This is a genomic window from Streptomyces sp. NPDC001220 (genome assembly GCF_053597895.1).
In genome coordinates, this window is record NZ_JBSFJE010000002.1 from 140,602 (window position 1) to 154,816 (window position 14,215).

Consider the following 14,215-nt stretch of genomic DNA (forward strand, 5'->3'; position numbering starts at 1 on the left):
TCCAGCCGGCTGAACAATCCCTGCCGGCCCGGCTGACCGCATCCTCCGGGGGCCGACCCCCGGACCCCCGGCAACTCCCGCAGCCCGCGTCAGCGCCCGTTGAACGCGTCCTTCAGCCGGCTGAACAATCCCTGCTGGCCCGGCTGGAACTGCCCCGTCGGCCGTTCCTCGCCGCGCAGCTTCGCCAGCTCGCGCAGCAGCCGCTCCTGCTCGGGGTCGAGCTTGGTCGGGGTCGTCACCTCGACGTGGACGATCAGGTCGCCCCGGCCGCCGCCGCGCAGATGCGTGACACCGCGGCCGTGCAGCGGGATCGACTGCCCGGACTGCGTGCCCGGCCGGATGTCGACCTCCTCCATCCCGTCCAGCGTCTCCAGCGGCACCTTCGTACCGAGCGACGCCGCCGTCATCGGGATCGTCACCGTGCAGTGCAGGTCGTCGCCGCGCCGCTGGAACGTGGAGTGCGGCAGCTCGTGGATCTCTACGTACAGGTCGCCGGCCGGACCGCCACCGGGCCCGACCTCGCCCTCGCCGGCGAGCTGGATCCGGGTGCCGTTGTCGACACCGGCCGGGATCTTCACGGTCAGCGTCCGCCGCGACCGCACCCGCCCGTCACCGGCGCACTCGGGACACGGCGTCGGCACGACCGTGCCGAAGCCCTGGCACTGCGGGCAGGGCCGGGAGGTCATGACCTGGCCCAGGAAGGACCGGGTCACCTGCGACACCTCGCCGCGACCGCGGCACATGTCACACGTCTGGGCGGAGGTGCCCGGCGCCGCGCCCTCACCGTTGCAGGTGTTGCAGACGACCGCCGTGTCGACCTGGATGTCCTTGGTCGTACCGAAGGCCGCCTCGTCGAGCTCGACCTCGATCCGGATCATGGCGTCCTGACCGCGCCGGGTGCGCGATCGCGGGCCGCGCTGCGACGCGGTGCCGAAGAACGCGTCCATGATGTCCGAGAAGTTTCCGAAACCACCGGCCCCGAAGCCGCCCGCGCCCGCGCCGCCGCTCTGCGAGAGCGGATCGCCGCCGAGGTCGTAGACCTGCTTCTTCTGCGGGTCCGAGAGCACCTCGTAAGCGGCGTTGATCTCCTTGAACCGCTCCTGGGTCTTCGGATCCGGGTTGACGTCCGGGTGCAGCTCGCGCGCGAGCCGACGGAAGGCCTTCTTGATCTCTTCCTGCGACGCGTCGCGGCGCACGCCGAGAACGGCGTAGTAGTCCGTGGCCACTTACGACTCCGCCAGGATCTGTCCGACGTACCGTGCCACCGCTCGTACCGCTCCCATCGTTCCCGGGTAATCCATGCGGGTCGGGCCGACCACGCCGAGTTTGGCGAGTGCCTCGCCGCCCGAACCGTAGCCGACCGACACCACGGACGTGGAGTTGAGTCCCTCGTAGGCGTTCTCGTGACCGATGCGTACGGTCATGCCCGAATCCCCCGCCTCGCCCATGAGCTTGAGGAGGACGACATGCTCCTCCAGTGCCTCCAGGACGGGCCGGATCATGAGGGGAAAGTCATGCCCGAAGCGGGTGAGATTGGCGGTGCCGCCGATCATCAACCGCTCCTCGTTCTCCTCGACGAGCGTCTCCAGCAGGGTGGAGAGCACCGCCGAGACCGTACCGCGGTCCTCGGCCTCGAAGGCGTCCGGCAGGTCCTCGACCAGCCGGGGCACGTCCGAGAACCGGCGACCGGCGACCCGGCTGTTGAGCCGCGCCCGCAGATCGGCCAGCGACGACTCCCCGAAGGGCGCCGGGCAGTCGACCATCCGCTGCTCGACCCGCCCGGTGTCGGTGATCAGCACCAGCATCAGCCGGGCCGGCGCCAGCGCGAGCAGTTCCACGTGCCGCACGGTGGACCGGGTCAGCGACGGATACTGCACGACCGCGACCTGCCGCGTCAGCTGCGCCAGCAGCCGCACCGTCCGCGCCACGACGTCGTCGAGGTCGACGGCGCCGTCGAGGAAGTTCTGGATGGCCCGCCGCTCCGGCGCGCTCATCGGCTTCACGCCGGCGAGCTTGTCGACGAACAGCCGGTAGCCCTTGTCGGTCGGGATCCGCCCGGCGCTGGTGTGCGGCTGGGCGATGTACCCCTCGTCCTCCAGGGCGGCCATGTCGTTGCGCACGGTCGCCGGGGAGACGCCGAGGTTGTGCCGCTCGGTCAGCGCCTTCGACCCCACCGGCTCCTCGGTGCCGACGTAGTCCTGGACGATGGCGCGCAATACCTGAAGCCTGCGTTCACTCAGCATCCAGCGCCACACCTCCAGAAAGTCGTCCCCGCGGCCTTTCGGGTCTTTCGCCTGGCACTCTGCGAGCCCGAGTGCCAGCATCCCCGGCCCAGTGTACGGCCGTCGGGTACCGACTGGGCAAGGTCGGCGAGGACCCGGGACGTTCTGCCGCTAGCGTCGCGGTGTGACGGTGACTTGGGAAGAGCTGGGCTGGGAGCGGGTGGCCGAGGGGGTCGGCCGGTGCCGGCTGCCGGGCTGGGACTGCACGGCCGGGCTGGTCCTCGGGGCGGGCCCGGTCCTGATGGTGGACGCGGGGTCGAGCCTGGCGGAGGGCGCGAGGCTGCGCGGGGAGGCGCAGCGGCTGGCCGGGCGCCGTGTGACCCATCTCGCGCTCACCCATCCGCACTTCGACCACGTCTTCGGCGCCCCGGTGTTCGCGGGCACGGAGGTGTACGCGGCGGCGGGCGCGGAGGCCGTCCTCACGCACGGCCGCGAGGCACTCCGCCTGGACGCGGTCCGCAACGGCCTGCCGGCCCCGGAGGCCGAGGAGGCGGCCGACGCGCTGCCCCCGCCCCGCCGCCCTGTCTCCGGCGAGTGGAACCTCGACCTCGGCGACGGCCGCCGGGCCCTGCTGGCCGACGTGGGCCCCGGCCACACCCGCCACGACCTCGCCGTCCTCGTCCCCGGCGACCCGCCGGTGGTGTTCTGCGGCGACCTGGTGGAGGAGTCCGGCGACCCCCAGGCCGGCCCCGACGCCGTGCCGTCCCGCTGGCCGGCCGCCCTGGACCGGCTGCTCGCCCTCGGCGGCGAGGACGCCCGGTATGTGCCCGGTCACGGAGCGGTGGTGGACGCGGCCTTCGTACGACGGCAACGCGACGCCCTGGCCGCCCGTTTCGGCGTGTCGTGACCACGCCGCCGCCGCTTCTCCTATCGTCATCCGAATGCGCCAGTACTCCGCCGACCTGACCCCGCCGTGGAAGAAGCCGAAACCGGCACCGGAGGTGGCCGCCGAACCCGGCCTGGTCGTCGAGGAACCCGGCACCGGCTTCTGCGGCGCGGTGATCCGCTGCGAGGCGGGCACGGTGACGCTGGAGGACCGCTTCGGCAAACACCGCGTCTTCCCGCTGGAACCGCGGGGCTTCCTCCTGGAGGGCCGGGTGGTCACCCTCGTACGCCCCGCCTCGGCCGGCCCCGTACGTCCCGCGCGCACCGCCTCCGGTTCGGTCGCCGTGCCCGGCGCACGCGCGCGCGTGGCCCGCGCCGGCCGCATCTACGTCGAGGGCCGCCACGACGCGGAACTGGTCGAGAAGGTCTGGGGCGACGACCTGCGCATCGAGGGCGTGGTCGTGGAGTACCTGGAGGGCGTCGACGACCTCCCGTCGATCGTCGCCGATTTCGCACCGGGCCCCGACGCACGCCTCGGTGTCCTGGTGGACCACCTGCTCCCCGGCACCAAGGAGTGGCGCATCGCACAGTCGGTCACCAGCGAACACGCCCTGGTGGTCGGCCACCCGTACATCGACATCTGGGAGGCGGTGAAACCCGCCGCCCTGGGCATCGAGTCCTGGCCGCGCGTCCCGCACGGCCAGGACTGGAAGACGGGCGTGTGCCGGGCGCTCGGCTGGCCCTCGGACAACACGGGCGCGGTGTGGCAGGCGATCCTGGCCCGCGTGGGGTCCTACAAGGACCTGGAACCGGAACTGCTGGGGCGGGTGGAGGAACTCATCGACTTCGTGACGGCTTCATCGACTTCGTGACTGACGGCTTCGTGACTGACGGCTTCATCGACTTCGTGACGGCTCCTTGGCTCCTCGGCCGGGCACCCCTGCCGCCCCGGCCCCCTCAGTCCACCAGGTCCCTGACCACCGCGTCCGCCAGCAACCGCCCGCGCAGCGTCAGCACGGCCCGCCCGTCCTCGTACGGGCCGGTCTCCAGCAGCCCCTCCCCCAGCGCCCGCCGCGCGGCCGCCAGCCCCTGCTCCTTCAGCAACGTCAGCGGCACCCCCTCCCGCAGCCGCAGCTCCAGCAGGATCCGCTCCACCCTGCGGTCCTCGTCGGTGAGGAGCTCACGCCCGGCCCCCGGCGACCGCCCCGACGCCAGCGCCGCCGCGTACGCCCCCGGATGCTTGACGTTCCACCAGCGCACACCGCCCACGTGCGCGTGCGCGCCCGGTCCCGCGCCCCACCAGTCGGCGCCCCGCCAGTACAGCTCGTTGTGCAGGCAGCGGGCGGCCTCGGAGGTGGCCCAGTTGGACACCTCGTACCAGTCGAAGCCCGCCGCGGACAGCATCTCCTCGGCGATCAGGTAGCGGTCCGCGTGGACGTCGTCGTCGGTCATCGGGACCTCGCCCCGGCGGATCCGGCGGGCCAGCTGGGTGCCCTCCTCGACGATCAGCGCGTACGCCGACACATGGTCCGGGCCGGCTCCGAGCGCCGCGTCCAGCGAGGCCCGCCAGTCGTCGTCGGACTCACCCGGCGTGCCGTAGATCAGATCCAGGTTGACGTGCTCGAAGCCGGCCGCGCGGGCCTCCGCGACACACGCCTCGGGACGCCCCGGGGTGTGCGTGCGGTCCAGGACGCGCAGCACATGCTGCCGGGCGCTCTGCATGCCGAAGGAGACCCGGTTGAAGCCGCCCTCACGCAGGGCCGTCAGATACGCGGGGTCGACGGACTCCGGGTTCGCCTCCGTGGTGACCTCCGCGTCGGCGGCCAGACCGAACTCGTCGCGGATCGCGTGCAGCATCCGTACCAGGTCACCGGCGGCCAGCAGGGTCGGCGTACCCCCGCCCACGAACACCGTGCGGACCTCGCGCGGGTCGTCGCCGAGAACCTTGCGGGCCAGCCTGATCTCGTCGATCAGGGTGTCCGCGTAGTTGTCGCGGGAGGCGAGGACACCGCCGGTGCCGCGCAGCTCGGTCGCCGTGTACGTGTTGAAGTCGCAGTAGCCGCAACGGGTCGCGCAGTAGGGGACGTGCAGATAGAACCCGAGGGGGCGGCCGGCGGCACCGGCCAGCGCGTGCGCCGGGAGCGCGCCGTCGTCGGGGACCGGTTCGCCGTCGGGAAGTGCGGAAGGCATGTCCTCCATTGTCCCGTACGACGCCGGTTACTCCGCCTGGAGCACCAGCAGCGCCAGATCGTCCTCCGGCTGCCCGCCGCCGAACTCGTGCACGAGCCGTCGGATCCGCTCGGCGATCAGCTCCGCGCTCAGGCCCGTACAGCTCGCGAGCGCCCGGGCGAGCCCGTCGCCGTCGTCGAACTGCCGGGAGCCCGAGCGGCGCTCGGTGACCCCGTCGGTCACGCACAGCAGGCTGTCACCGGGCCCGAGCTCGATGGTCTCGCTGGTGTACGTCTCGTCCTCCACGACCCCGAGCAGCGTCTGCGGCCGGGCGGCGGTGCGGACCGCGCCGTCGGGGCCGAGGAGCAGCGGCAGCGGATGCCCGGCGGAGGCGAGGGTGCAGCGGACGCCGCCCGCTTCGAGGGGGGTGAGTTCGCCGTAGAGAAGGGAGAGGAAACGGGTCTGCGGGCCGTCCCCGGGCGGCATGCGGCCGCCGGCCGCGACCAGGGCGCGGGCGGCGGCGTCGGCGGCCTCGGTGGCGTCGTCGAGGAGGAGCTGGTTGAGCCGGTCGAGGACGTCGGCGACCCGGTACCCCTCCCGGGCGAGCAGCCGCAGCCAGGGCCGGGCCAGGCCGATGACGACGGCGGCCTCGGGGCCCTTGCCCTGGACGTCGCCGACGGCGAAGCACCAGCGGCCGTCGCCGGCCGGGAAGAGGTCGTAGAAGTCACCGCTGGGGCCGCCCTTGTCGCACGGCTCGTAGACCAGCGCGCTGCGCACGCCCGGGATCTCGGCGACCGCGCCGGGCAGCAGCCCGCGTTGCAGGACGGCGCTGATGGTGGCCTGGCGGGCGTACTGGCGGGCCGCGCCGATGGCGAGGGCGACCCGGCGGCCGAAGTCCTCGACCAGACCGGTGATCTCGTCGGGGAAACCGGCCGGGCCGGAGCGTCCGATCACGAGCGTGCCGAGCGGACGGCCGCCCGCGATCAGCCGGTAGGAGAGCGCCGAGCCGCGGGCGGTCTGCGGGCCGAGCGCCTCACCGGGCCAGGGATACGGCTCGGGACCGGACCGTAGGCCGTCCGTCACGCACGGCGGGTCCTTCTCCAGGGCGCGGCGCAGTTCCTCGATGCGGTTCTCGCTGCCGTGCCAGACCCGGGCCAGCCGCGGCCCGCCCGCGCCGTTCGCGTCACCCCAGCCGCCGGACCGCACCGTCGACTCGTCCTCCAGCCACACCGCGCACCAGTCGGCCAGCCGCGGCACGATCAGCTGGCCGGTGAGCGCGGCCACCAGGTTCTCGTCGAGCTGTCCGGCGAGCAGGTCGGAGGCCTCGGCGAGGAAGGACAGCGCGCCCCGGTCGAGCCAGTCCCGGTCGCGGTCGGGGCGATGGGTGCACCCCCGTTCCAGCGCGGCCGAGTGCGGCGGAGGCTCGGGCGCGAGGATCTCGGCCACCTTCAGCTCCTGCTCGTCGGGGAGCGTGCCGCCGTGCCCGGTCAGGCGCGCCCACACCGTCTTCGCGCCGACGCGGTAGGTGACCCCCCAGGACTCGGCGAGCGAGGCGACCAGGCGCAGCCCGCGCCCGTACTCCGGGGTCTCGTACGGCGTCTCCCCCGGGTGGTCGCGCGGGGCGCGGGAGGGATGGTGGTCGGTGACCTCGACGACGAACGCCGTCTCCTGCCGTGCCTCCTCCAGCCACCAGTCGACCTCGACGTCGGTGCCGGCGTGCACGACGGCGTTGGTGACCAGTTCGCTGACCACGACCATGGCGTCCTCGGCGACCCGCTGTCCCGGCCGCAGCAGGCCGCAGTCGGTCCACTCGTCGAGGCAGGCGCGCACCAGTGCGCGGGCGGAGCCCGGCGCGAGGGGGCTCCCGGGGAGGGTCGCGCGCCCCTGCGCGTACGCGCCCGCGCTCTCGTGCGCGGGCGCGCCGGTGTCCTCGTGCGCGGGCGCGCCGGTGTCCTCGTGCGCGGGCGCGCCGGTGTCCTTGTGCGCGGGCGCGCCGGTGTCCTTGTGCGCGGGCGCCTCGTCGCGCGCAGGCGCCTCACGGACCCGGGAGGCGGTCTCCCGTTGCGTGGGTATGGCCCCCATGTCGAGCTCCCCGAGCAGTTCGGACGAATACATCCCGATCGATGCGGACAGAGTGACAGACTGGCTGCGCCCATAAGCACCGAGTTACCGAAGTGGGCCGCCATGAGTGAGAACAGTGCTACGCGTGTGCTCGAAGACGGACAGAAACCGGAACAACTCCGAGCATCCGAACTGCGCCCTCTGCTCGCCGCCATGACCGCCGCCCGCGACGGCGACTTCACGAAAGTGCCGGAGACCGGGGAGGGGATCGTCGGCGAACTCACCGCGGTCTTCAACCAGATCATGGACCGCAGCGTTCACTTCAACACCGAGGTGCAACGCGTGAAACGCGAGCTGGTGCGCCACGGCCGCCTCGACGAACGAGTGTCGGCCAGCCCCGGCCAGGGCGCCTGGACGTCCCGGGTCAACGACGTCAACCAGGTCCTCGACGCCCTGGTCGCCCCGGCGGCGAACGCCACGCGCGTCCTGGACGCGGTGGCCGGCGGCGATCTGACCCAACGCGTCGATCTGCACGACGGCAGCCGCCAGTTGCGCGGGGATCTGCGCAGACTGGGCCGCGCCGTGAACAAGATGGTCGACCAGCTGTCCCTGTTCACCGGCGAGGTGACCCGGGTCGCACGCGAGGTCGGCACCGAGGGGCGGCTCGGCGGCCGGGCCAAGGTGCAGCGCCTGTCCGGCAGCTGGCGGGACGTGACCGAGGCCGTCAACACCATGGCGTCCCGGCTGACCGCCCAGGTCCGCGACATCGCCCTGGTGACGACGGCGGTGGCCCGGGGTGACCTGACCCGCACGGTGACCGTCGAGGCGACCGGTGAACTGCTGGAACTGAAGCTCACCGTCAACACCATGGTCGACCAGCTGTCCGCGTTCGCCGACGAGGTGACCCGGGTCGCGCGCGAGGTCGGCACAGAGGGCCAGCTGGGCGGCCGGGCCCAGGTGCGGGGCGTCTCCGGCGTCTGGAAGGACCTCACCGACAACGTCAACTTCATGGCGTCGAACCTGACCTCGCAGGTCCGCAACATCGCCCAGGTGACGACAGCCGTCGCCAACGGCGACCTCTCACAGAAGATCACGGTCGACGCCAAGGGCGAGATTCTCGAACTCAAGTCGACGATCAACACGATGGTCGACCAGCTGTCGGCGTTCGCCGACGAAGTCACCCGCGTCGCCCGCGAAGTCGGCACCGAAGGAAACCTCGGCGGCCGGGCGCAGGTCAGAGGCGTCTCCGGGGTCTGGAAAGACCTCACCGACAACGTCAACTTCATGGCGGACAACCTGACCTCCCAGGTCCGCAACATCGCGCTCGTCTCCACGGCCGTCGCCCAGGGCGACCTCGGCAAGAAGATCACCGTGGAGGCGAAAGGCGAGATCCTCGAACTCAAGTCGACGATCAACACGATGGTCGACCAGCTGTCGGCGTTCGCCGACGAAGTCACCCGCGTCGCCCGCGAAGTCGGCACCGAAGGAAACCTCGGCGGTCAGGCACAGGTCAGAGGCGTCTCCGGGGTCTGGAAAGACCTCACCGACAACGTCAACTTCATGGCGCTGAACCTGACCTCGCAGGTCCGCAACATCGCCCAGGTGACGACAGCCGTCGCCAACGGCGACCTCTCCAAGAAGATCACCGTCGACGCACGCGGCGAGATCCTCGAACTGAAGGACACCGTCAACACGATGGTGGAGCAGCTGCGGGCCTTCGCCGACGAGGTGACCCGGGTGGCCCGCGAGGTCGGCACCGACGGCCGGCTGGGCGGCCGCGCCCAGGTGCTCGGCGTCTCCGGCGTCTGGCGGGACCTGACCGACAACGTCAACTACATGGCCGACAACCTCACCTCACAGGTGCGGAACATCGCCCAGGTGGCGACGGCCGTGGCACAGGGCGACCTGTCGAAGAAGATCGACGTGGACGCGCGCGGCGAGATCCTCGAACTGAAGACGACGATCAACACGATGGTCGACACACTGTCGTCGTTCTCCTCCGAGGTGACCCGCGTGGCCCGCGAGGTGGGCTCCGAAGGGCAACTGGGCGGCCAGGCGCGCGTGGAGGGCGTGTACGGCACCTGGAAGCGCCTGACGACCAACGTGAACGAACTCGCCCTCAACCTCACCACCCAGGTCCGCGCGATCGCCGAGGTCGCCTCGGCCGTCGCGCAGGGCGACATGTCCCGGTCAATCACGGTGGAGACGCAGGGCGAGGTCGCCGAGCTGAAGGACAACATCAACCTGATGGTGGCCAACCTGCGCGAGACGACCCGCGCGAAGGACTGGCTGGAGTCCAACCTGGCCCGGCTCGCCGCGCTGATGCAGGGCCACCGGGACCTGATGGAGGTCGCCGACCTGATCCTGCGCGAACTGACCCCGCTGGTGAACGCCCAGTACGGCGCGTTCTTCCTGGCCGACCCGGACGAGGACGGCGCCGCCGTGCGGACGGCCGTACCGGCGAAGGGCCTGGCGTTCATCGCCGGCTACGGCTCGGCACAGGGCGCGATCGTCGAGACCGGCGGCCTGCCGGTGCACGGCCTGGTCCGGCAGGCGGCCCGCGAGAAGACGCGGATCCTCGTCGAGGAGGCACCGCCGGACTACATCAAGATCAACAGTGGTCTCGGGGAGGCGTCGCCGACGACGATCGTCATCATCCCGATCCTCTTCGAGGACAAACTCCTCGGCGTGATCGAACTGGCCTCCTTCTCCCGCTTCTCGGACGTCCACCTGGCCTTCTTCGACCAGTTCGTCAACACCATCGGCGTGGCCATCAACACGATCATCGCCAACTCCCGCACGGAGTCCCTGCTCGGCGAGTCGCAGCGGCTGGCGATGCAGCTCCAGGAACGTTCGGACGAACTTCAGAAACAACAGGCGGAACTACAGCGCTCCAACGCGGAACTTGAGGAAAAAGCCGCCCTCCTTGCGACTTCTTCCCAGTACAAGTCGGAGTTCCTGGCCAACATGTCCCACGAACTGCGCACTCCGCTGAACTCCTTGTTGATTCTGGCCCGACTGCTGTCCGACAACCCGGACGGCCGTCTCTCGGACCAGGAGGTCCAGTTCGCGACGACGATCCACCGTTCGGGCTCCGACCTCCTCCAGCTCATCAACGACATCCTGGACCTGTCGAAGATCGAGGCCGGCCGGATGGACGTACGCCCCAAACGCCTCCCCCTGATCAAACTGCTCGACTACGTCCACGCGACCTTCCGCCCGCTGACCCTGGACCGGGGTCTGGCCTTCGAGGTGGCGGTCGGCGAGGACGTACCGCGCGAGATGTACTCCGACGAACAGCGCCTCCAGCAGATCCTGCGCAACCTGCTCTCCAACGCGATCAAGTTCACCGCCAAGGGGAGGGTGGAACTGCGGGTCGGCCGGGTGACGGACCCCGACCAGCACTACGTCCGCGGCAGCGACGAACTGATCGCCTTCGAGGTGACGGACACCGGTATCGGGATCGCCGCCGAGAAACTCCCGGTGATCTTCGAGGCGTTCCAGCAGGCCGACGGCACCACGAACCGCAAGTACGGCGGCACCGGCCTCGGCCTGTCCATCAGCCGCGAGATCGCGGGCCTGCTGGGCGGCCGGATCGTCGCGGCGAGCGAGCAGGGCAAGGGCTCGACGTTCACGCTGTACGTCCCGGTCGTCAGCCCCGGCCACACGGCGGCGGGCCCCACCCCCGAGGACCACACCCTGCCGGTCCCCGACCCCGCCAGGCCCGGCGCCCCCGACACCGACGACTCCTGGCCGGCGCCGACCAAGCTGGAGGCCTGGCAGTCCGGCCGCGCCAGCCAGATCCTGCCCGGCCGGCGCGTCCTGATCATCGACGACGACATCCGCAACGTGTTCGCGCTCACCCACGTCCTGGGCCGCGTCGGCATGCCGGTGCTGTACGCGGAGAACGGCCGGGAGGGCATCGAGACCCTCGAACGCAACCAGGACGTCGAACTGGTCCTGATGGACATCATGATGCCGGAGATGGACGGCTACGAGACCATCGCGGCCATCCGCCGCGCTCCTCGCTGGACCGGCCTGCCGATCGTCGCGCTGACGGCGAAGGCGATGCCCGGCGACCGGGAGAAGTCCATCGCGCGCGGCGCCAACGACTACGTACCCAAACCCGTGGACGTCGACCGGCTGCTCACCGTCGTCTGCGCACTCCTGGACCCCGACAGCACGGAAGGCGGCGAGGCCGCCGACGAGGAACGGACAGGGCGATGATCGCTGATGAGCGGGCCGGCATCCTCCTGGTCGACGACATGGAGGACAACCTGATCGCGCTGGAGGCCGTACTGGGCTCGCTGAACGAGCCGATAGTGCGCGCGCGTTCCGGTGAGGAGGCGATGAAGGCCCTGCTGCGCCGCCGCTTCGCCGTGGTCCTCCTCGACATCCGCATGCCGGGCATGGACGGCTTCGAGACGGCCGCGAACATCAAACGCCTCGACCAGACCAAGGACGTCCCCATCATCTTCCTGACGGGAGCGGAGGAGGACGCCGGGTACGCCTTCCGCGGTTATGCGACGGGCGCGGCGGACTATCTGACGAAACCCTTCGATCCATGGGTGCTGCGGGCGAAGGTCAACGTGTTTTTGGAGCTGCACAGAAAAAACCAGCAGTTGCAGGCTCTGCTGACGCGAGAACAGGCGGATTTCAGCGAGTTGAGCAAGCGGCTGGCGGTCCTGGAGGACCACCTGTCGCAAGACGGTCCTCTGGACGCGGCGGCTCTGCGGGCCGAGGTCGGTGAGCTACGTCAGCTGATCCGACCGCAGGGGGGCGGGGAACCGCGCCAGCGGCCCCCACGCCCCGGTACCTGAGGACGAGACACCTACGCCTCGCGCGTCCCCGCGTACATCTCGTCGATCAGGTGCTTGTACCCGCGTTCCACTACCGGCCTCTTCACCTTCAGGCTCGGCGTGATCTCCCCGTGCTCCACATCCAGATCCCGGGGCAGCAGCCGGAACTTCTTGATGGTCTGCCACCGCTGCAGCCCCTCGTTGAGCTCCTTGACGTAACCGTCGACCATCTCGACGGTCGCCGGCGCGGCCACCACCTCGGCGTAGGACTTGCCGTCCAGGCCGTTCTCCTTGGCCCATTCCAGGATCGCGACCTCGTCGAGGGCGATCAGGGCCGTGCAGAAGTTCCGGTCGGCGCCGTGCACGAGGATGTTGGAGACGTACGGGCAGACCGCCTTGAACTGTCCCTCGACCTCGGCGGGCGCGATGTACTTGCCGCCGGACGTCTTGATGAGGTCCTTCTTGCGGTCGGTGATCCGCAGATAGCCGTCGGGGGACAGCTCACCGATGTCACCGGTGTGGAACCAGCCGTCGGCCTCCAGGACCTCCGCCGTCTTCTCGGGCAGCCCGTGGTAGCCCTGCATGATGCCGGGGCCGCGGAGCAGGATCTCCCCGTCGTCGGCGATCCGCACCTCGCAGCCGGGCAGCGGCTTGCCGACCGTACCGGTGCGGTAGGCCTCACCGGGGTTCACGAAGGACGCGGCGGAGGACTCCGTCAGACCGTAGCCCTCGAGGATGTGCACACCGGCGCCGGCGAAGAAGTAGCCGATCTCGGGGGCCAGCGCGGCGGACCCGGAGACACAGGCCCGCAGCCGCCCGCCGAAGGCCTCCCGCAGCTTGGAGTAGACGAGCCCGTCGGCGACCTTGTGCTTGGCGGTGAGCCCGAAGGGCGCGGTGGCGGAGCCGGTGCGGCGGAAGTTGTCCTGGGTGGCCTTGGCGTACTCGCGTGCGACGTCGGCCGCCCACTGGAAGATCTTGTACTTGGCGGCGCCACCGGCACGGGCCTTCGCGGCGACACCGTTGTAGACCTTCTCGAAGATGCGCGGTACGGCGGCCATGTACGTCGGCTGCACGATCGGCAGGTTCTCGATGATCTTGTCGACGCGGCCGTCGACGGCGGTGACATGGCCGACCTCGATCTGCCCGGAGGTGAGCACCTTGCCGAAGACATGGGCGAGCGGCAGCCAGAGGTACTGCACGTCGTCGGTGCTGATCAGACCGGTCGCGGCGATCGCCTTCGCCATGTACGACCAGTTGTCCTGCGGCAGCCGTACGCCCTTGGGGCGGCCGGTGGTGCCGGAGGTGTAGATGAGCGTGGCGAGCTGGTCCTTGGTGATCGCGCCGACCCGCTCCTTGATCAGCTCGGGGTGCTTCTCCAGGTGCTTGGCGCCGCGCTCCTCCAGCTCGGCGAGGGTGAGAACCCAGTCGTCCGTCTCCACGCCGGCCGGGTCGATGACGACGACCTGGATGAGTTCGGGCAGCTCGGCGCGCTTCTCGACGGCCTTGGCGACCTGTGCCGCGTCCTCCGCGATCAGCACCCGGCTGCCGGAGTCGGAGAGGATGAACGCCGACTCCTCGGCGTTGGTCTGCGGATAGACGGTCGTGGTGGCCGCTCCGGCGCACAGGATGCCGAGGTCGGTGAGGATCCACTCGACGCGGGTGGAGGCGGCCAGGGCGACCCGCTGCTCGGGCTGGATGCCGAGTTCGATGAGACCGGCCGCGATCGCGTAGACGCGCTCGGCCGCCTGCCCCCAGCTCAGGGACTTCCACTCGTCCGGCCCCTGACCGGAGGCGGCGGGCACCGGGTACCGGTAGGCCTCGGCGTCCGGTGTGGCCGCCACACGCTCCAGGAAGAGGGCCGCCACAGACGGCGGACGGTTCTCGATCAGTGTCTGCGTGTCGCTCACGACATCCTCCGGGGGCCCGCGACGGTGCGGCTGGCTCAGTGCGGCTGGGTTTACTCACGGTGCGGATCGCACTACTTGTTTAACTCGCGAGTAACTATCGAGCAGGGATCAGAGTAAGCCGCGACCGGCCTGTACGTAAGGGGCATCGGCCTGTCTGTTTCCCCGCATGTTC

9 protein-coding genes are annotated in these 14,215 nt (G+C 70.7%); 4 read left to right on the forward strand and 5 right to left on the reverse strand.

Going from position 1 to position 14,215, the window contains the following annotated elements; all coding sequences use genetic code 11:
- Window positions 1–89: 89 nt before the first annotated feature.
- Together dnaJ and hrcA are read right to left on the reverse strand one after the other, a co-directional pair.
- Window positions 90–1,226: a molecular chaperone DnaJ gene (gene dnaJ / locus ACWDGI_RS05240; RefSeq protein WP_450755540.1), complete on the reverse strand. Its 1,137-nt coding sequence runs from the start codon at window positions 1,224–1,226 to the stop codon at window positions 90–92.
- Complete coding sequence (gene hrcA, locus ACWDGI_RS05245; RefSeq protein WP_360484040.1) at window positions 1,227–2,243, reverse strand: heat-inducible transcriptional repressor HrcA; 1,017 nt, start codon at window positions 2,241–2,243, stop codon at window positions 1,227–1,229.
- Window positions 2,244–2,406: 163 nt separating this feature from the next.
- On the opposite strand from hrcA, the gene ACWDGI_RS05250 reads away from it, so the two are divergent.
- Both ACWDGI_RS05250 and ACWDGI_RS05255 read left to right on the forward strand, forming a co-directional pair.
- A complete protein-coding gene (locus tag ACWDGI_RS05250) occupies window positions 2,407–3,129 on the forward strand; it encodes an MBL fold metallo-hydrolase (RefSeq protein ID WP_450755542.1) in 723 nt (240 codons plus the stop codon).
- Window positions 3,130–3,163: 34 nt separating this feature from the next.
- Complete coding sequence (locus ACWDGI_RS05255) at window positions 3,164–3,979, forward strand: DUF3097 domain-containing protein (RefSeq protein WP_450755544.1); 816 nt, start codon at window positions 3,164–3,166, stop codon at window positions 3,977–3,979.
- An 85-nt stretch (window positions 3,980–4,064) separates the two neighbouring features.
- Here the strand turns inward: ACWDGI_RS05255 and hemW are convergent, their stop codons facing one another.
- Together hemW and ACWDGI_RS05265 are read right to left on the reverse strand one after the other, a co-directional pair.
- Window positions 4,065–5,297: a radical SAM family heme chaperone HemW gene (gene hemW / locus ACWDGI_RS05260; RefSeq protein WP_450755546.1), complete on the reverse strand. Its 1,233-nt coding sequence runs from the start codon at window positions 5,295–5,297 to the stop codon at window positions 4,065–4,067.
- Between the two features lie 27 nt (window positions 5,298–5,324).
- Complete coding sequence (locus ACWDGI_RS05265; protein WP_450755548.1) at window positions 5,325–7,358, reverse strand: SpoIIE family protein phosphatase; 2,034 nt, start codon at window positions 7,356–7,358, stop codon at window positions 5,325–5,327.
- 102 nt (window positions 7,359–7,460) lie between these two features.
- Here ACWDGI_RS05265 and ACWDGI_RS05270 point away from each other — a divergent pair, with 102 nt between their 5' ends.
- Both ACWDGI_RS05270 and ACWDGI_RS05275 read left to right on the forward strand, forming a co-directional pair.
- Window positions 7,461–11,564 carry a HAMP domain-containing protein gene (locus ACWDGI_RS05270; RefSeq protein ID WP_450755550.1) on the forward strand — a complete coding sequence of 1,368 codons (4,104 nt, stop codon included), beginning with the start codon at window positions 7,461–7,463 and terminating at the stop codon, window positions 11,562–11,564.
- Window positions 11,561–12,157, forward strand: coding sequence for a response regulator (locus ACWDGI_RS05275; protein WP_450755551.1), 597 nt, complete (start codon window positions 11,561–11,563; stop codon window positions 12,155–12,157). Before ACWDGI_RS05270 ends, ACWDGI_RS05275 begins: the two co-directional genes overlap by 4 nt.
- Window positions 12,158–12,168: 11 nt before the next feature.
- Here the strand turns inward: ACWDGI_RS05275 and ACWDGI_RS05280 are convergent, their stop codons facing one another.
- Window positions 12,169–14,043, reverse strand: a complete 1,875-nt coding sequence (locus ACWDGI_RS05280; RefSeq protein WP_450755553.1) for an AMP-dependent synthetase/ligase — start codon at window positions 14,041–14,043, stop codon at window positions 12,169–12,171.
- Between the last annotated feature and the right edge of the window lie 172 nt (window positions 14,044–14,215).